The sequence below is a fragment of the bacterium genome (assembly GCA_024224155.1).
Taxonomy (GTDB): Bacteria; Acidobacteriota; Thermoanaerobaculia; order Multivoradales; family JAHEKO01; genus CALZIK01.
Window position 1 is genome coordinate 89,317 of the sequence record JAAENP010000364.1, and the last position, 17,991, is coordinate 107,307.

General features: G+C 62.4%; 10 protein-coding genes. 7 read left to right on the forward strand and 3 right to left on the reverse strand.

Going from position 1 to position 17,991, the window contains the following annotated elements; all coding sequences use genetic code 11:
- Window positions 1–13 precede the first annotated feature (13 nt).
- From GY769_18530 to GY769_18540, 3 genes are all read left to right on the forward strand, one after another.
- Window positions 14–745: a hypothetical protein gene (locus GY769_18530; GenBank protein ID MCP4203918.1), complete on the forward strand. Its 732-nt coding sequence runs from the start codon at window positions 14–16 to the stop codon at window positions 743–745.
- 254 nt (window positions 746–999) lie between these two features.
- Window positions 1,000–1,938, forward strand: a complete 939-nt coding sequence (locus GY769_18535) for a hypothetical protein (protein MCP4203919.1) — start codon at window positions 1,000–1,002, stop codon at window positions 1,936–1,938.
- Between the two features lie 11 nt (window positions 1,939–1,949).
- Window positions 1,950–3,614 (forward strand): DUF4071 domain-containing protein, encoded by a 1,665-nt coding sequence (locus GY769_18540; GenBank protein ID MCP4203920.1) that lies wholly within the window; start codon window positions 1,950–1,952, stop codon window positions 3,612–3,614.
- Between the two features lie 361 nt (window positions 3,615–3,975).
- Here the strand turns inward: GY769_18540 and GY769_18545 are convergent, their stop codons facing one another.
- Window positions 3,976–5,241, reverse strand: coding sequence for a hypothetical protein (locus tag GY769_18545; protein MCP4203921.1), 1,266 nt, complete (start codon window positions 5,239–5,241; stop codon window positions 3,976–3,978).
- Window positions 5,242–5,584: 343 nt separating this feature from the next.
- Window positions 5,585–6,829 carry a mechanosensitive ion channel family protein gene (locus tag GY769_18550; GenBank protein MCP4203922.1) on the reverse strand — a complete coding sequence of 415 codons (1,245 nt, stop codon included), beginning with the start codon at window positions 6,827–6,829 and terminating at the stop codon, window positions 5,585–5,587.
- A gap of 819 nt (window positions 6,830–7,648) precedes the next feature.
- On the opposite strand from GY769_18550, the gene GY769_18555 reads away from it, so the two are divergent.
- The 3 genes from GY769_18555 (at window position 7,649) to GY769_18565 (ending at window position 13,771) form a co-directional block, all read left to right on the forward strand.
- On the forward strand, window positions 7,649–10,075 hold the full coding sequence (locus tag GY769_18555; protein MCP4203923.1) for a TonB-dependent receptor: 2,427 nt from the start codon (window positions 7,649–7,651) through the stop codon (window positions 10,073–10,075).
- Between the two features lie 4 nt (window positions 10,076–10,079).
- On the forward strand, window positions 10,080–11,453 hold the full coding sequence (locus GY769_18560) for a TIR domain-containing protein (GenBank protein ID MCP4203924.1): 1,374 nt from the start codon (window positions 10,080–10,082) through the stop codon (window positions 11,451–11,453).
- A 191-nt stretch (window positions 11,454–11,644) separates the two neighbouring features.
- Window positions 11,645–13,771, forward strand: coding sequence for a hypothetical protein (locus GY769_18565; protein ID MCP4203925.1), 2,127 nt, complete (start codon window positions 11,645–11,647; stop codon window positions 13,769–13,771).
- A gap of 91 nt (window positions 13,772–13,862) precedes the next feature.
- Here GY769_18565 and GY769_18570 read toward each other — a convergent pair whose 3' ends face one another.
- The gene (locus GY769_18570; GenBank protein ID MCP4203926.1) at window positions 13,863–16,622 is read right to left on the reverse strand and encodes a hypothetical protein; all 2,760 of its coding nucleotides are present in this window, start codon (window positions 16,620–16,622) and stop codon (window positions 13,863–13,865) included.
- Between the two features lie 962 nt (window positions 16,623–17,584).
- Between GY769_18570 and GY769_18575 the strand changes: the two genes are divergently transcribed.
- On the forward strand, window positions 17,585–17,773 hold the full coding sequence (locus GY769_18575) for a hypothetical protein (protein ID MCP4203927.1): 189 nt from the start codon (window positions 17,585–17,587) through the stop codon (window positions 17,771–17,773).
- The last annotated feature ends 218 nt before the right edge of the window (window positions 17,774–17,991 follow it).

The window sequence follows — 17,991 nt, forward strand, 5'->3', positions numbered from 1 at the left end:
CTATGCGAGATTCGTGGCCGAGAAGAGCGTTCTTCCGGCAGCGCAGTTCGACATCGATCTGCGGCAGGTCGGCACTCAGAAAGGGGACCGGGTTCTCGAGGTCGTCGCCGATGTGGAGAACCTGGGCTCGAGTCCCCTGGTTGTTGAGAACCTCTGGATCGATCTGCTCTACATCGAGAAGGGCGAGCCTCTCAGCGTTTATCAAAACCTCGAGCACGGTGCGGTTTGCGGGAGACTGAGTTTCCCTGAGAAACTGGAAAACTTGATGGATCCAGCCGCCTGGGACGCGAATCGGAAGAAGCCGCGCGCGGAGGAAAAGGAGAGGCTAAAGAGGCTGGGAATTCGGCTAGAGAAGCCGAAGCTCGAAACGGCGGAGAGGAAAGCGGCCGACAAGGAAAAGTCCAAGGGGCGAGGCGCGAAGTCCGACAACAAGCCCAGGGGATTGGCCGTGGCGCCCGGCAGAACCTTCGTCATGCCCAAGGTGAGACAGCGCTACTCCCTGGTTGCGACGCTACCGGGAAAGGCGACGTTCGCGCTGGTGCATGCCGCCTTCTACTATGCGCCGGGAGGCTCGATTCTCCAGCGGACGGTGGTTTGGGTCCTCCAATGCCTTGGCTTGACCCGGCATAGCCTTCGGGACCTGAGAGAGCCTCATACCTGCGAACGAGCGTTCCGGCTGGATCCGCTCCCGCCGTGGGTCGCCCGGCACAAGCGCAAGAGGCTACCTCGCCCTGCCCGTGGATGACCGCGTGACCGCCGCCCCACGGCCTGAAGCTTCTTTCGACGACGGACCCGCTGCGCTGCCTTGACCCAAGGAGCGGAAACGGAGGTACAATTCAAATAACGCAATCGCATTGGTAAGGAGATATTCGGTGCACGACACCCTTCCGCGAGTTCGAACGAGCTCTTTGCCCGAGCTGACAATTGTGATCCACACTTAATTAAGATCGGAAACGAGTATGCACCCGCTCAGGGGTGCCACAGAAAGGAGTTGCCTCAATGCCTCACGTCACTTTCATCCACGGCATAGCCAACAAGCCCGAGGCCGATGCGCTCTTGAGCATCTGGCGAACCTCGCTCGCTCGCGACGACGGCCTCGATCTCGGTGCTGAAGGCGTCACCTCGAGCATGGTCTATTGGGCCGACGTCATGTATGCCGAGCCTCAGCCCGACATGGCCGAGCACGAGAGCAACGACAGCGTCATCGCCAAGACCGACGACGACATCGACATGGGCTGGCAGGAGGAACTCGAGGCCGATGAGAAGAGTTGGGCGGACAGCCTGGCCAAGAAACTCAACTTCGACGCCGAGCCACCGGAAGGCGACGAAGACTTCGCGCCACCTGAAAGCCAAATGGAGTCGGTCGACTTCGAACGCATCCCGCTCCCCTGGTGGCTCAAGCGCCGGATCATGAAAGCCTTGCTCAAGGACGTCCATCACTATCTCTTCAACAGCGAAAGCACGCCAAGATCGGGCGAGACCTTCCGGGTTCAGGATGAGATTCGCCGGCGCTTCGTCCAGGCGGCGTCGGAAGGCGCCCAAAGCGGCGGTCCGCATGTTGTGTTGAGTCACAGTATGGGCACTGTCATCGCGTACGACTGTCTCAAGAGGGTCGCCGATTGCCCGCAGGTCGACGCGCTGATGACCGTAGGCTCTCCGCTCGGTCTCGACGAGATTCAGGACAAGCTTCGGCCCGAATGGAGTCGCGACAATGGATTCCCGGCCAAAGTCATGGCCGCGAGCTGGGTCAACGTCTACGACAAGCTCGACCCGGTCGCCGGACTCGATCCCAAGCTCGCCAACGACTATCGGCGAAACGCCGACGCGATCGTCGAGGACATCAAAGAGCAGAACTACGGCAAGTGGCGCCACAACATCTCGAAGTACCTAGGCGGCCAGAAGCTGCGCGACGCACTGACGGCCCAACTCGGACTCTGATGGCCCCGCCCATGACCTGGAACGACAAGAAGTTCGAAAAGGAGTTCGCAGCGGCGGTCGAGAAGTTCGATCGGCTGGAGACGGAAAACGAATGCCGTCGCCTGATCGAGCACCTGCGAGCCACTGTCGAGCCGTATGACGCGGGCGCCGCGAAGAAGATCCTCGGCCATCTCCAACGCAAGCGCTACTTCGACCTCCTCCAGCGGGTGGCTGACGCGTTCCAGCAGACCGGCCTGCGGACGCCGAGAGTCCGGCGCCAGTACGCCCAGGCCTTGCTCGATCAGGGCGGTCTGAGCGCCGCGCTGCCCTTCCTTGAGAACCTGGCCCAGGAAACCGCCAAACAGCCCGACATGGCCTTCGAGCACTCGGAGGCGAGGGGCCTCCTGGGCCGCGCCTACAAACAGATCTATATCGACACCGACAACCCCAAGAGCCCGGAGGCCCGCGACGCCCTGAAGAAGGCCATCGACGCCTACCACTCCGTCTACGAGATCGACAAGTCCGAGCACACCTGGCACGGCATCAACTCCGTCGCTCTGCTGCGCCGAGCGGCCACAGACGGGGTTCCGATCGCGGGTTTTGATGACCCCGAGAAGGCGTCGAACGAGATTGCCGAGAAGATCCTCGAGGGAATCGAAACCAAGTGGGATGAACGCAAGGCCTCGATGTGGGACTCCGGCACCGCACTGGAAGCCTGCGTCGCGCTGAGTGCGAGCCGCCCCGAAGACGAGGCCCGCGTGTGGCTCAATCGCTACGTCCGCGAGCCGAACGCCGACGCCTTCGAACTGGCGAGCACGCTACGCCAACTCGTGGAGGTCTGGCGGCTCGACGTGGAGAGCGAACCCGGAGCGAGCCTCTTGCCGGTGCTCCGTGCCGAGCTCTTGGCCCGCGAGGGCGGCGGCTTCGAGGTCAAGCCAGATCAGCTCAAGGCCGGCAAACTCGAGGGGCAGCCCGACGCGAACCTCGAGAAGATCCTCGGCAAGGTCCGCTATGTGAGCTATAAGTTCATGCTGCGGGCAATCGAGCGGGCGCGCGCGGTCAGCCGTATCGAGCATCAGCCCGGGCAGGGATTCGGCACCGGCTTCATTGTTCGCGGCGGCGACCTTCACGACAGTCTCGGCGACGAGTTGATGTTGCTCACGAACTCGCATGTCGTAAGCGAAGACCCTCTCAACATGGACGCCCTGCGCCCCGATGCCGCCATCGTCACCTTCCAGCTGCTCAAGGAAGAGGACCGAGCCGACGACGAGTACGCGGTCACGGAGCTGGTCTGGAGCTCACCTCCCGGTGAACTCGACGCCAGCCTTTTGCGCCTGGAGAAAGTGCCCGACGGGCTCGAGGCCTACCCGGTAGCTCCGAGGCTGCCGCTTGCCGACGGTGACCAGCGCGTCTATGTCATCGGCCACCCCAAGGGTGGATCGCTCTCCTTCTCGATTCAGGACAACGTGCTGCTCGATCACGAGGCTCCGCGACTGCATTACCGAGCTCCTACCGAGGGCGGTAGCTCCGGCAGCCCGATCTTCAACTCGCAGTGGAAGCTCATAGGACTCCACCACGCCGGCGGCAAGGAGATGCTCAGGCTCAACAGGAAAGAGGGCACCTATGACGCCAACGAGGGTCTCTGGATCCAGTCGGTCCGCGAGAAGATGAAGGCAGATCCACAGAAAATTCTCTGAGCGAGATCGGGCTGGCGCGCGGTGAAGGCTCCCCGGTCTCGAGAGCCTCCCTGGTCTCTTTCTCGAAGACCAGGCGGTTCGAGATCCATCTCCACGCCGGAGCACAGGCGCGGCTCTCGATCTTCCGTCCAGCCATGAGATCAGGACGTGGCTTTCCTACGATGTCTTCTCGGACCGTAGGGGGCCAACGCTAGCAACTTACGCTACGCTGGTTCACGGTGTAGCCGTGCTTGCTTCGTCGCACCGAGAGACGGTTCCTCCGGCGGTAAGCGCACCCATCCAAGTCAGCTAACCGATAAAGCACTGCGTCTCAGGTTAGCGTGATGCTCTTCTCGATACCGTCAGCGCCCAGAACGGGGCTTCAATTCCTCGCTAGCCCCGCCTCGCGGCAGATCTCGAACGTCATGACCATGTCGCCTTCGTCGTTCATCGAGAGGTTTGTCCTGCTGAGGCGATAGTTCCGGCCGCTCTTTGTCAGCACGTGCGGAATCCCGAGGCCCATCAAAAGGCCCCACTGATCGTCAGGCGCCACCGATTCGATCAGGTTCTTCACGCCTATCCGACTAAGGTCTCGGCCAGTTTTGACATCCTTTCGTGCCGCAAAAAAGACATCCAGGACCGCCGGGGCCCAGTCTCCGAGCCGAGGGCTCGAGCCGGGGACGACCGCGAGATAAGCGAACAGGGCTTCCGGCTCGGGTTCGTCCAGATCAACTTCTACCAACTGCCCCTCATAGACAGTGAATCCGCCCACCTCATCGCATTTCGGTAGCTCATCGCTGACGCTTGCAGCCAACGAGCCGGCCCGTTTTCGAAACTCGGTTTCCCACTGTTCAAAGATCGGCAGGTACGCTCGGTACTTGTCGAACTCCTGCAGGATCTCCAACAGCCGGGCTTCTGTCCGAGCCCTCGCCGCCTGGCCCTCGATTACCCGGGTCTGCACCAATTGATACGCGGCTTCCGCTTCCCCGCGAGCGACGTTTGCCTCGACGGTGGCTTCGTCGGCCGCCAACGCAGCTTCGTCGGCGGCCTCTTTCAAGGTGAAGATCCAAGCAGCCAATGCAAGCACGGCCAAGAAGGCCACAGCCAAGCCAATCGCAAACCTGCCTGTCCGCCGGAGGCGAGCAGCCCGCTGCTTCTCCTGTTCCAGCTCCTGTCGATAGAAACTGTCCCCACTCGGGATGATCGCGCCGAGGAACCGGGCCCGCACCCGCTCGTCGAGTGAGCGGCGCTCCTCGTCCGACAGACCGTCCCATTCCTTTTCGATGAGCTGGATCCGCTGGGCGTTGGGCCATTTGTTGGCGATGGAGTCTGGGACATAACGTGCTTCCTCGTCCAGGGGGTCGACGAGGATCGGCGCCATCTGCCGATGCTCGAGCCACCAGTCGAGTTCACGATGCACCCAGTCCTCTCGGCCTTCGTTGAGCTTCGCCCCTGGCGTACAGATAACGATGATCGCGCGCGCGCGCTTGAGATAGGGCTCGTGAACGGCCGTCCAGTCCTCTACCCCGGGGGCCGCTTGATCAAAATAGACGTCCAGTTTCGGAGGCGCGTCTTGCGGGTCGGCCTCCTTGGGCAGGGGGACAGCCCGATCTTGCAGAAGCTCGTAGATCCGAGCAGCGGCCGTCATGCCGTCAGCCTGACGATAACAAATGAAGACCGGCCAGTTGTTCATGAGATCCCGAACTTAACAGGCGACGCGCGGCGCCAGCCGGACAAGCTCAAACGGGCGAGCCTTTGGTCCTAGGAGCCGCGCTTCTGGGACGTCGCCCGTGCCAACGCCAGAGACAAAAGCGGGTTCACGGGATCAAGCCGTTTTGCCTTTTCCCGCCACCGCGCGAGAAAGCATGGCAGCGGCCGCGGCTGTCAGCACAAGGTGAGGGCTCTGCTGCGCGGCCCGATGTCGGGCAGGAGTCATCCAGACTCAGGACCGTAAGCCGCTGACAATGACGAGGTTCGGCTGGTACGGGAAACTAGGCACCCAGCCGTCGAAAATCGCTGCCGCTGGGGTTCTGGAAGATGCGCAGGTCGAACTCCGGTAACACCGCCAGGAGGTGGTCAAAGACATCGGCTTGGATGGACTCGTAGGCCTCCCAGTCCTGGTCAGCGCTGAAACAATAAACCTCGAGGGGAAGGCCGCTGGACGTGGGAGCGAGTTGCCTCACAAGCAGGGTCATCTCCTGATGGATCTTGGGGTGGTTCTTCAGATAGGCGAGGATATAGGCGCGAAAGGTGCCGACATTGGTAATGCGACGCCCGTTGACGATGTTAGTGTCATCGACGCCGCGCTCCTTGTTCCAGGCCGTGAGTTCCCTCTGCTTGGTCTCGATGTAGTCGGCAATGTAGAGAATCTTGGAGTGACGCTCGATCATCTCGGGCGTGCAGAGTCTGATGGTGTTCATGTCGATGTAGACCGATCGCTTGATCCGCCGGCCTCCGGACTCCGACATCCCGCGCCAGTTCTTGAACGAGTCGCTGATCAGCGCGTGAGTGGGAATGGTGGTGATCGTCTTGTCCCAGTTCTGGACCTTGACGGTGGTGAGAGCGATGTCGATGACGTCGCCATCGGCCCCGTGGCTGGGCATCGCGATCCAGTCCCCTTTCGACAACATCCGGTTCGTCGAGAGCTGGATGCCGGCGACAAAGCCGAGAATGGGGTCCTTGAAGACAAGCATGAGCACCGAGGCGAGAACACCCATGCCGCTGAGCAGGAAGACCGGCGACTTGCCGAGGAGGGTGGCCAGAATGACGATGATCGCGGCGATGTAGAGAACGATCTTGGCCACCTGGACGAAGCTCTTGAGGGGTACCTGCTTGGAGACGGGAAAGGTGCTGTAGATCTCGAGTACGGCATTGAGCAGCGAGTCGAAGGCAAGGAGAACAACGACGACCATGTAGATCATTGCGGCGCCGCGGACTCCAGCGATCAGCTGCCCGGCGCCCCGAAGCGCGCTAGGTGCGAGGAGGAAAAGAACGATGCCCGGGGCGAGGTGGGCGAGCCAGAAGAAGACGTGGTGCCGGAGCAGGCGGTCGTCCCAATCCGTCTTGGTTCTTTGGACCACGGCCGCGGCGACCTTGAGCAGCAGACGCTTGGCGACAAAGAAGGCCGCAGTCGCGAGGAGAGCGAGAAGGAGCGAAATGACGGCGAGTGCGACTGCCACCTCCGCTCGCTCGCCGAGGCCGAACTGCTGGATGAATTGATTGATTTGTCCGAGCATTGACCACGGCGGTGGTTCAGACGGTTCGGTGAAACGATAGCGTAGATTCGCGTACGCTGCGCGATGCCCCAGAGGGTGCGAAGAAGAGGCCGTGAGAGCTTTGTCCTACCAGAGGCTTCGGTGCGACATTGGGAAGTTGGCCGTCATCAACCTACAGTACGAGCCTGGCCCGCGATAATTGCCTTTCTTGGCGCTGATCCCACTGATCAATACTCACCTGCCGGGCGGATCAAAGCTGCACGCAGAGCTCTAGGGCTCAGGCAGAGAGAGTGCGCAGCAATGTTGGCCGTGGATCAGAAATCGATTTGGGAATAGGAAACAGAGTCCCGCGACCCATCAACGAGGTCGCTGCGGAAGCTCGAGGTCCTGTTCCAAAGGGCGTCTAACGAATCGAGGTGCTGGCTTCCGCCTTCTTGGGACTAGCGAAGCTCAACACTCGATCTGAGACACCCATGACCGGTAAGTGATGGGATGGACTCCTTCCACTTAGAAAGGAGGAGCCCTCATGAAGCTCACTTTCGCCGTCGACCTGGCCAAGAGCGTCTTCCACGTAGCTGTCGGTATCCCTCCGGTGCGTCGGCCAGCTGCACTACCGCGGCGCAGTCCGCAGTCGAGCGCAAACCCACAACGTCCCGACGGACGGTGCCGTGCCTCGCGGCCCACCCCAAAGGGTGTTGTCGAGTTCGCCATTTCACTCGTAATCTTCTTATGTTCTTGACAAGGGCCACCTGGGGAACCCGGAGCCGCTTGTCACGGGCTGGGAATCACCTAGTCGCCTGAAGCTCGCTGGCTGGATGAAGCGAGAACAGGAGGTTGAGCATGAGCAGGATGGCTGGAAGGAACCAGCTCGCCCGAGAAAAGCTCATTGGGTTTTTCGTCACGGCCCTGCTACTGTCCACCCCGTTCTGCCTCGGCGATTCCGGCCACAGCTTGGCCGGTACCGTGATCGACCGCGAGGGACAGCGCATGGCCGGAGTGCGGGTGGCTCTTGGCGGACAGACCACTCTGACCGACACCACCGGCAGGTTTGCCTTCGAAGGTGTGCCGCCCGGCAAGCACCTCCTCGAGCTGCAACAGGCCGGTCGTACCGCGACTCGAGAGGTCACGATTCCCTGGCAAAGTCCGGACGAGTGCGTGCTGACTCTGGACTGGCCGCGCGCCTTTCAGGAGAGCCTCACCGTCTACTCGGTGTCGAGGCGCCGGGAGCGACTGGTAGAGGCGCCCGCGGCGGTCACCTCCCTGCTCCCCAGCGAGCTGGCTGCGCAGAGCTCTTCGGGACAGCTGCCACGCCTTTTGGCGTTCACGCCCAGCGTCCAGATCGCCCAAAGCGGCCTCTATGACTTCAATCTCAACACCCGAGGCTACAACTCCGCGATCAATCGGCGAGTCTTGACTCTGATCGACGGGCGTCAGACCTCGGTGCCCGAGTTCCTCGGCGTTCAGGAGTGGGGCGCGCTGTCCATGCCACTCGACGAGTTCGACAATGTGGAGCTGGTTCGCGGCCCGAGCTCGGCCCTTTACGGCGCCGGCGCCATCTCGGGAGTGCTCGACATCACCACCAAGAGCGCAAAGGACACGCCGGGCTACAAGTTCCGGCTCAGTGCGGGAGAGCTCGGCACAACGCGCCTCGAGGGTCGCGCGGCCGGGCCGGTCGGATCCTCCTGGTACTGGCGACTGGCGGGAAGCCACCAGGAGAGCGACCACCTGACCCGGTCCCGGGTGGACTCGGTCGAGTACCAGCCCGAGCTCCTGCCGAAAGAGCTGGTGGCTCCACCTTTCGACAAACTCGAAACCACGTTTGCTTCGCTTCGCTTCGACCGTTTTCGAGAGCAATCCGCGCTCACCCTGGAAGGCGGCTCCGGGAGCTTTCAGGGTGGCACCACGACCGCGCCGCTCGGACGCACCCAGGCGGACCGGGTCCGGCGCCCCTGGATGCGCGTCAATTACAACACCGGCGACTGGAATCTGCTGGCGTTCTACAGCGGTCGAGATGGCGACAACCAGGTCGGACTGTCCTCGGGTGCCTCGCTGTACTCCGAGGGCTACAACACGGGCATCGAGCTCCAGGGAAGCCGGACGATCCTCGGAGGACGCGGGTTCGTCGTCGCCGGCCTGGCGCACCTTCGACAGCGGATCGACTCCTCCGACCCTTCCGGCGTTCACGGCATCTTCGCCGATGTCGCCACCGCCGAACAGAGCTCCGCGTTCGCCCAGGTCCGCTCCGATCTCCGAAACAACCTCTCGTTGGTTGCCTCCGGCCGGCTGGATGACAACAGCCTCCACGATGCCCAGTTGTCGATGCGGCTCGGCCTCGCCTACGCCCCGGGCTTCCGCCATCACCTCCGCCTGACCTTCAACAACTCCTTCCAGAGTCCGACCCTGGTCGAGTTTGCCGTCCGCACTCCGGCCGGCCCGGTGCTCGATCTCTTCACCGACCTTTCGCTGGCGGACCTTCTGGGAGACCGGACGCTCGGATTCGATCGGGTGCCGCAGCTCGCGCTCGGCAACCCGGACCTCGAGGTCGAAGAGATCCAATCCTGGGAACTCGGCTACCGGGGCGGCGTGGGCAAGACGTTCCTGTCGGCGAGTCTCTACCGCAACGACCTGACCGATTTCACCACCAGCATCCTGCCGCAGGTGGGCACCAGCCTCGGGCGACTCAACCCCACCTATGGTCCCTATCGCCCGCCGAGCGGCCTGCCGGCTGCCACCGCATCCGCCCTGCTCTCCGCGCTCCAGGCGGGCCTCTCCCCGAGACTTCTTACCTTCCTCTCCAACGACGCCGACGGATCGCCCATTCTGGCGATTCTGTCGCTCACCAACTTCGGCAAAGCCGAGGCCAAAGGCCTCGAAATCGAGCTGCACCATTTCTTCTCCGATGCCTGGCAGCTGAGCCTGTCCGCGGCGCACTCGGCGTATCGCGTCGTCGACAGTCCACCGGAGAACCCCCTGCTGCCCAACGCCCCCGAGCTGCAAGCGGCCGCGAGCCTGATCGGGTCGCCAGCTCCCTGGTCGAGCGCCCTTCGGCTGCGCTGGGTCGAAGGTTTCGATTGGAGCTCGGGCCTCTTTCGCGGACCGGTACCGTCCTACATCGTCGCCGACCTTCATCTCGGCCTGAACGTCGGAAGCCACCTGCGTTGGGGGCTCGACGTCGCCAACCTCACCAACAAGCGCCACTACGAGATCTTCGGAGGTAGCCTCCTGGATCGTCGCGCACTCGCCCACATCACCTACACACGGGAGTAACACTATGCCCAGCAGAGAGCCCACCGAAAACTGCCGCATCTTCGTCAGCCGCAAACAGAGCGATCGCGACGTGTTCGGCAAAGAGATTCAAGAAGATCTGGAGACCATCGGGGCCGGACGCCTGGAGTTCTTCGACGACACCGACATCGAATTCGGCGACAAGTGGCGACAGAAGATCCGGGAAGAGCTCGACAAAGCCAACGTCCTGTGGCTGGTCTTGACCAAGCCCGCCAAGAAAGAGTTCGATTGGCCGCTCTATGAAGCGGGCCTGTTCGAAGACCTGGAAGACGGAAGCCAGGAAAGGGTGGTCTGTCTGTTCCCCGACGAGGGGAAGTGCCCGTCCCAGCTCAACGAGCGCCAGGCCGTCAAGGCCAACCCCGACAGTCTCTTCAAGCTGCTCAAGGACCTGTTTACGAAGAAACACTTCAGTGGCACCGTCCAGCCGCTCAATCCCAAAGCAAAGGACAAAGACCTCCAAGCAATCGCAAAGAAGATCAGCGATCTGGTCAACGGGATCGCCGACCCCAACGAGATCAGGAGCGTCTCCCACGGCAACAAATGGATTGAGCTCGTCTGCCCCAAGAGCCTCGATTCCCTGAGCCCCGACGTCGAGGTCGAATCGGACGAGCGCTCCCTCGGAGACCTCTTCGATCTCCAGCCGAAGCCCGTTCGAGGGGAGACCTGGAAATGGTCGCAAATTGAAGAGGCGGCCAAGCTGGAAGGCGACCCCAAGGGATACAACCTGCTCTGGATCGAAGAGCTTCGAAACGAAATCGCGGCCAAAATGAACCCAGACCCAAAGCATCGGCACCGCTCGAAGCAGCTCACCGGACGCTATCTCGGCAAGGACGGGAAACTCTATCGGCCGGAGATCGAGCTCTGTCGAGAATACGCGGACGGCAGATTGAAACTCGAGCTGACCTTCTCGGAGCAGGTGCACGGTTCCTGGCTCCGGCCCACCCCGCTCGTGGCGCTCGCTGCCATGATCAACCTCGCGAGCCGCATTCGACACGACCTCATCGAGCCGCATCTCAAGAAGCTCCCGCGGTGGCAACTGCGCGACGACAACCAAGCCCGATTCGAGCAGCTCAACTCGCTCAAGGAGTCGATCGAGCGGGACGGCTTCTTCATCAACATGTTGACCCAGGAGGCCTTCCTGGAGGCCTTCGACGGACACCCGGATGAGAACCTCAGGGTCGCCAAGCTCCAACAGGAGTTTGGCAAGACCATCGAACCTCAGCTCAGGAAGGCGGTGAGTGACCTGGACGTCGAGCTCACCCAGAAAGCCCTCCGGGCATGGAAGGAGAACAACCGAGAGTTTCTCGATATCGGGATCAACGTCTACCGGAGGGGTCTGGGCCTCGAGGAGGCCGCTTAAACGAGCTTGGAGAGTCTCTGGAACCCGAGTTCCGTGGCGATGTGGCCGAGGAGCTGAGCGCCAAGTTGGGTCCTAACTACAAGTTGTTTCGCAAGGAAGGGGATCTGTAGAGCCTCGGAACACAGAGCAAGTCAGCCCGCGGCGTCTGCCGCATGTCAACTCACTTTCGCAGACGGGATATAGCGACTACCATGACTGCCAAGCACGACTTTTCTACTCTCACCATCGCTGACCTGCTCGAGGCCAGAGACGCCTACCACCGCCACACGACCCATCTCCCCACGATCGTCGGCACGGGTATCGGGCGCTACCTGATCCGTCGCGACGATCCGGACTTCAAAGAGCCGTCCACCGGGCGCGAGAAACCCAGAGACGAGGTCCGCACGCTCCAAAACTCGGACCTTACGTCCTGGTCCGACCCCTGCGTTCTGGTCTTCGTAAATAAGTGGAAAACACCGGCCGAGCTCCAAGACAAGCCCGAGCAGTACGTTCCATCGAGGCTCTACCTGCCCGACGATCGGGTGATTCCGACCTGCGTCGTACTCGCCACGCCGGAGGCGGTTCCGGGCGAGGCGATTGCCGATATACATTTCGCGCCGCAGCTTCTGGGCGGCGGCTATCCGATCCTCTCCGAAGTGCAGGGCCAGACCCGGATGGGCTCGGTGGGCTGCCTGGTGACCGACGGACACAGCGTTTTTGCCCTCACCAGCCGGCACGTCGCCGGGCCCGAGAATCAGCCGTCCTACACCGTGATTCACGGCGAGCCCTATGAGGTCGGCGAGTCGAGAGAGCCCTCGGCCGCCCTGATCAAGTTCTCGAAGGCCTACCCGGGATGGCCCGGCTTTCGGACCCTGCTTCAGCTCGACGCCGGGCTCGTGCGCGTTCACAACCTCAACGAGTGGACCTCCCAGGTCTACGGAGTGGGCGAAATCGGCCCGTTGGTGGATCTCGATCCGGACTCCTTCTCGCTCGACCTCGTCGGCCGCAACGCTAGGGCTTTCGGCGCGGTCTCCGGGTCGATGACCGGCCGGATCTATGCCCTCTTCTATCGCTACCGCTCGCGCGCCGGGATCGATTTCGTTACCGACTTTCTGATCGGTCCGGCGGTGGCCGGCGGCTCGCTCGGAACTCATAGGGGCGACTCGGGCACGCTCTGGTTCTTCGATCCTCCCGAGGACGACGGCAAGTACCGGCCCTTCGCCGTTCAATGGGGCAGCTCGAGCTTCGATCTGGCGGAGGAAGAGAGCACGTCGTTTGCCCTGGCGAGCAATTTGACGATCATCAGCCGCGAGCTGGGCGTGCGGCTGGTCTCCGACTGGGAGACCGGTCTCCCCGAAACTTGGGGAAAGCTCGGGCACTACGAGGTGGGTGCCAAGGCCTGCGACCTGGTCGCCCACCCCAAGCTCTACAAGCTGCTCCAGGAGAACAAGGAGCTGATCGGGCTTTCCGACGACGACCGCTTGACCAAGAAGTTCCCCAAGAGCAAACAAGCGGCCTTCATTGCGCTCGCCGACGTTCCCGACCTGTGGTGGAAAACCTATCGCGGCAAGGAAAAACCCAGCCACTTTGCCGACATGGACGAAGAGGGCCAGGGCGACTTCCAGGGCGAAACGCTCATGAGCAGGTACCTCGACGACCCCACGACCCTCGACCCGGCGACCTGGCTCGCCTTCTACCAGAGCATCGGCACCGAGCAGAAGTACCAGGGATCACTGCCGTTTCGCGTCCAGCAGTTCTACGAGGAGATGGTCGGTTTCGTTCGCGACCGAAAGATCGCCGAGTACGTGGCGGCGGCGGGTATCCTCGCCCACTACATCGGCGACGCCGCACAGCCGCTCCATACCTCGCGTCTTCATCACGGCCATAACGAGAGCGAGGCCGGCGTGCACGCGCAGTACGAAACCAGCATGGTCGAGCGATATCGCTCGGAGATCGTCCAGAAGCTCAACGAGAGGCTCGAGGGTTGGCAGATCGCCTCGAGTTTCAGCGGCGGACGGGCGGCGGCTCGAGCGACGATCGATCTTGCGTACGACGCCATCGATCTGTTATCTCCGGAGGAGATCATCGATTCCTACAACGCGGCGGGCGAGGGCCTGCGGCGAAACGAAGATCTCTGGAGAGACCTCGGAGAGGCGACGCTCGACATACTCGAGCTCGGGGCGTTCTATCTCGCAGAGATCTGGGAGAGCGCGTGGCTTGAGGGTGGAGGCAATCAGGTCGCGCAGGCCGAGCTCAAGAGAATCTCCAAGACCAGGCTCATGAGCCTCTACAAGAGGAAGACCTTCCTCGAATCGAAGTGGCTCGAAGAGATGGTCTAGACCGGATACCGGTTCAGATCCTCGGGACCGGCCCCGGATGCGCATCCTACGCAACGCTCCCCGGATGGGAGGCGAGGGGAGAGGCCGACTGTCAGCTCGTCGGCCGCGGCACGACCGCGTCGAACTGCGCAAGCGGCTCCTCCCAGTCCTTGCCGAGCCAGCTCCAGAGGGTCGCTGCCTCCTCTTCCTGGAGCCATTGGTTCCGCGCGGGCTTGCAGAGTGCACGGCTCGAGCGTTCCTTCTGATCGGCGGCAAAGACCAGATCGATCACGTCGAGTATCTCTGTGGTGTCGAGCGCGATCGGCTTGCTGGATCGGTACCAGAGGTCGGGGTCGGAGACTTTGATCTTCTTCGGCATCTGCCAGTGCGTCCCGAAGGCGGTGCGCAAAGCGGTGGGCATGGGCAGATAGACGATCTCGACTCGGGCGCCACCCCCCTGCTCTCCGTAGGCCTTGCCGACGTCTCTCAGAAGCTCCGCAATCAGCTTATTGGCCATCTTGGCCTTCGCCGCACCCACAGCGCCGAGGCCACGGTCTTCTTTGTAGAGCGGGCTCGACAGACCGGAGGCCTCAGCCACCAGAATCTTGAGGTCCGGAAGCTCGTAGGCCTGCCCCTCGGCCTGTTCCAGCTCGGCCTTGAGAGCCAGGAGCAGGCTGACGACGCCACGGTTCTCGACGGCGCCGCCATCGGTCACCCAGTAGCGGTTCGCGGTCTTCCCGGACCCCACCTGCACCAGGGCGTTGGAAAAGACCGGCGGGAAATTCGCCGAGAGCGAAGCCGCGGTATTCAGGGGCACGTCGGCGTTCTTGACGACCACGTATTCGAAGTCGAGCGGCCAGCCTCGGCCGCTCGCGGCAGGGCCGTTCCTCTTCGCCTCCTCGCAGGTCCGGTAGCGCTCACGCGTTCCCGTCATCGAACCGACGTTGGTCAGAACCAGGCGACTTCCGGTCCGCCTCAGGGTGCCACACTTGTGTTTCGGCCGATCGGCCGCCACGCAATCACAGTCCGCCGACACCCCCTCTTCCCACGAGCCGGTGATGGCGGTGTTGAAGATCACTCCGAGCTCGTCGAGGCAACCCAGGTGCGTACACGCTCCGCCCGGGGCTGACGCGCCAAAGAACTTCCTTTCGAAGCTCTCGGTCAGAAGCTCTCCGAGCCGGGTCCCGGTTACCATGCGCCACTCGCCGACTCCGGAGAGCACCTGGTGAATGTAGCGCTCGGCCATTGCCTCACGAAAGCCGCACCAGTCCGCTGGGCTCCCTTCGAGAAGCTCGTCGCGGTGGCCGGCAAAGTAAGCCACTCCGGCGCTTCCGCCCGAAACGCTGCTCAACAGCACGACGCGCTCCAGAGCGTCTCGGCGGTGGAGCTCCCGCAGTACCTCGTACGCCCAAAGGGCGGCGCGCGTGCCGCCGCCCGAGGCCGCCACCGCAAAGGAGGTCTGTCCCTTCGGAGCCGATTCGAGGGCTCGAAGCAGCTCGAAAGAGCCCCCTTGGGTCTCGGCGGCCACAGCCTTGGCCCCGTACGCCGGCTCCTGACCGAGGTTGAACACCAGCCAACCACTGCCCACGATCACTGTGGCGACCACGAGGGCCGGAACGGCGGTATAGAGCCGGACCTTCTCCTCGAGCGTATCGAGGCACACCGCGACGTTGTCCGCCTCCCGCCAATTCGCCGGCTCCGTACGCGCACGACCCACGAGCTGCCTGTGAATGCGCCTAAAAACCTCCAGGGGCTGGTAGCTCTCGAACTCCCACTCGTGGCCGCTGGTTTCGCTCGCCGGCCGAATCGCAATGAAGCGGCCCGCGCCATGAATCTGCAGATGACCGGCGCTATGGACTTCATCTTCCTTCCCGTAGGGCAGCCGATGAGGATGCTCGTCCTCGCCCTTGTGAAGAAGGCCCAAGAGCACCTCCGCCAGTGCTCGCTGCCGCCAGTAATCATAGAGTCCGAAGATCAAGTAGAAGATGACGACCAGACCGACGATGATCGTCCACGATGCCTGGTCGAGTACCGTGGTCACATAGCTCACGCCGGCGATTCGAGCCGCGGCGAGAATGATCACAAGAAACGACACCGCTCCCGGCCAACCCACGAGAAACGCCTGCCGAAGCAGGATCTGGAAGTACTTGAGCCGGTCCTCGTAGTGGGCGGCCGCAAGCAGCGCCCAGGTCACGACGAGCGTGCTAATAGAAACCAGCTTGACGGCTCCGACCGGTGCGACCAGCAGTGAGAACGAAGGAAACAAGACCAGCAGAAGCGGTGACGTAAGCGGCACCAAAAGGAATGCGCGGAGAATCCGAACCGGGCGATTGGGCGGCTTCACCGACGGGGGCTTGACGTAGAGCTGAGTCTTCCCGAGGTGCGGAACGAAGCACTTACGGAACGTTTCTCGCAGGCCCTTGCGCGCGATCAGCCAATCGGCCCACCAGCGGCACGCCGGCATCCCGAGGGCAAGAACGAAGACCGCGAAAGGACCGAAGACGTGAAAGTACGGATCCGAAGACCACGCGCGGTTGCTGCCGCCGAGAGATAGCAGCCCGACCGCCACAACCAGGAGGACCACCAGAACCCACTGGATCTGCGGCATCAGTCGCTTTTTCAGCCAACGGCACGCCAGCACGTGCGCGGCGATGACGGCGGCACAGAAAAGGCCGAGCAGCCATCCGCGCGGGCGAAGAGCGCCGTAGGCCAGCGCCACCAGGAGCGGGATCGGAAGCCACAAAGCGAGGGGTGAATACCCCTCGAGGAACTTCCTTCGGTGAAGAGCGGTGTGGTCGATCCGGCTATGCCGCAGATCGAGCCAACGCAGGGCGGCATCGAGCTTCTTGGGAAACAAGTAGATGAAAGACACGGCTCTCCTCCTTGATCAGAACGTGCTCTCTCTGGTCGGAAACCTCCTACGACTGCGAATCGGGGCTCACGCTTGCGCTCCGGAGCCAGCTCGAAAGCGGGTTTCCTCGTCCCACTCCCGGCGCTCCGATTCCGATGAAGCTCAACACGCTGACCTCCCCGATTGCTGCCGCCAGTCTTTTCTCTGTAACACGATGACGAAGAAAGAGCACCACCCGAAAAGAGGGGCAAGGCGCACCTTGTCTAAAGTGCCCGAGTCCCTTACGACCGGTCCCGAATCCGAATCTCCCGTAGCGCCCTCCGAGTGGGAGGCGAGTACCAGAGATCGAGGAATCGCTCAATCCCGGTCCCGACATCACGCAGGCCCAGACACGACAGGCCGTCGAGCAGGCCTTCGCCCTCTGGGCGGCCGAGACTCCGCTGAGCTTCACTCGCATCGGCGACGCATGCGGCTCGAGGATCTCGTGAAGCCAACCGCTCCACTCGCCCTCCTCGAGGCAGACGTACGAGGCGATGCGTCCAGCCGAGGACGACCGCGTGACAGGGTGAGCATCTCAACCACAATGTATACAAGATTTACGCATTATTCGGAGGACCGATCACCTCGGCAGGTCGTCTATTAAGATCGGTTCACGCGTTCATGGGGCGTCCTACGCTCCGGCTTCCATTCAGCGGAAGCTGTCGGTATTCAGTGCCTTCTTCAGCTACTGCGAAGCGGCGAAAGGCAGTCCCGCGATCACCGATGGGCTTCGTTCGCGGACGCCAGGTGTGATGTGGCTGAAACGGCGACCGATCTTGCCGTTGAGAGCCCGGGCCGAATCTCGGAGTCTCGCGCCGCCTCGAGAAGAGCCTCGGCGTCGACGCGGTCAGTCTTGTTACTGGGCGGGGCGGACGTCCGGCCCGGGGGGAGCAAGACCACTTTGTGCCACAGCTTCTGAAGCTGCCGAGCCCAAACGTGAGACGGTGAGGAGGCTTTCACGCACTCGGCTGTGCTGGGCCAAGTTGATTTGCCACGTCTTCGAGGTCGACCCGCTCCTGTGGCCGTTCTGCTGGGCCGAGATGAAGATCTTCGCCTTGATCCTCGTCGTCATCGTAGGTCCGCCAAGTCGCCCCTATCGGTCATCAGTGGTTGCTCGCGCCAGCCTGACCTAGCTGGGCGCACAAGTCGACCCGATGCCGCGCCTCTGAGACCTCGGGCAGCTCGTGCGAGAAGCGGCGAGCAGGTCGTTAATTTGACGAGCACCTACTTTGGGAGCCGCTCTTCGAGCGCTTCCAGCTCGCACAGACAACTGCGCAAGCCGAGCGCTACCCGATCGGACACTCAGTAGAGGCGATGCTGATAACCGAATTCGTAGCCACTCAACCAGGGG

Excerpts from the sequence above, each read along its gene's own strand:
- GY769_18535 (MCP4203919.1), top strand. The coding sequence starts at position 1,000 with ATGCCTCACGTCACTTTCATCCACGGCATAGCCAACAAGCCCGAGGCC.
- GY769_18550 (MCP4203922.1), bottom strand. The coding sequence starts at position 6,829 with ATGCTCGGACAAATCAATCAATTCATCCAGCAGTTCGGCCTCGGCGAG.
- GY769_18560 (MCP4203924.1), top strand. The coding sequence starts at position 10,080 with ATGCCCAGCAGAGAGCCCACCGAAAACTGCCGCATCTTCGTCAGCCGC.
- GY769_18565 (MCP4203925.1), top strand. The coding sequence starts at position 11,645 with ATGACTGCCAAGCACGACTTTTCTACTCTCACCATCGCTGACCTGCTC.
- GY769_18545 (MCP4203921.1), bottom strand. The coding sequence starts at position 5,241 with ATGACGGCCGCTGCTCGGATCTACGAGCTTCTGCAAGATCGGGCTGTC.
- GY769_18555 (MCP4203923.1), top strand. The coding sequence starts at position 7,649 with ATGAGCAGGATGGCTGGAAGGAACCAGCTCGCCCGAGAAAAGCTCATT.
- GY769_18540 (MCP4203920.1), top strand. The coding sequence starts at position 1,950 with ATGACCTGGAACGACAAGAAGTTCGAAAAGGAGTTCGCAGCGGCGGTC.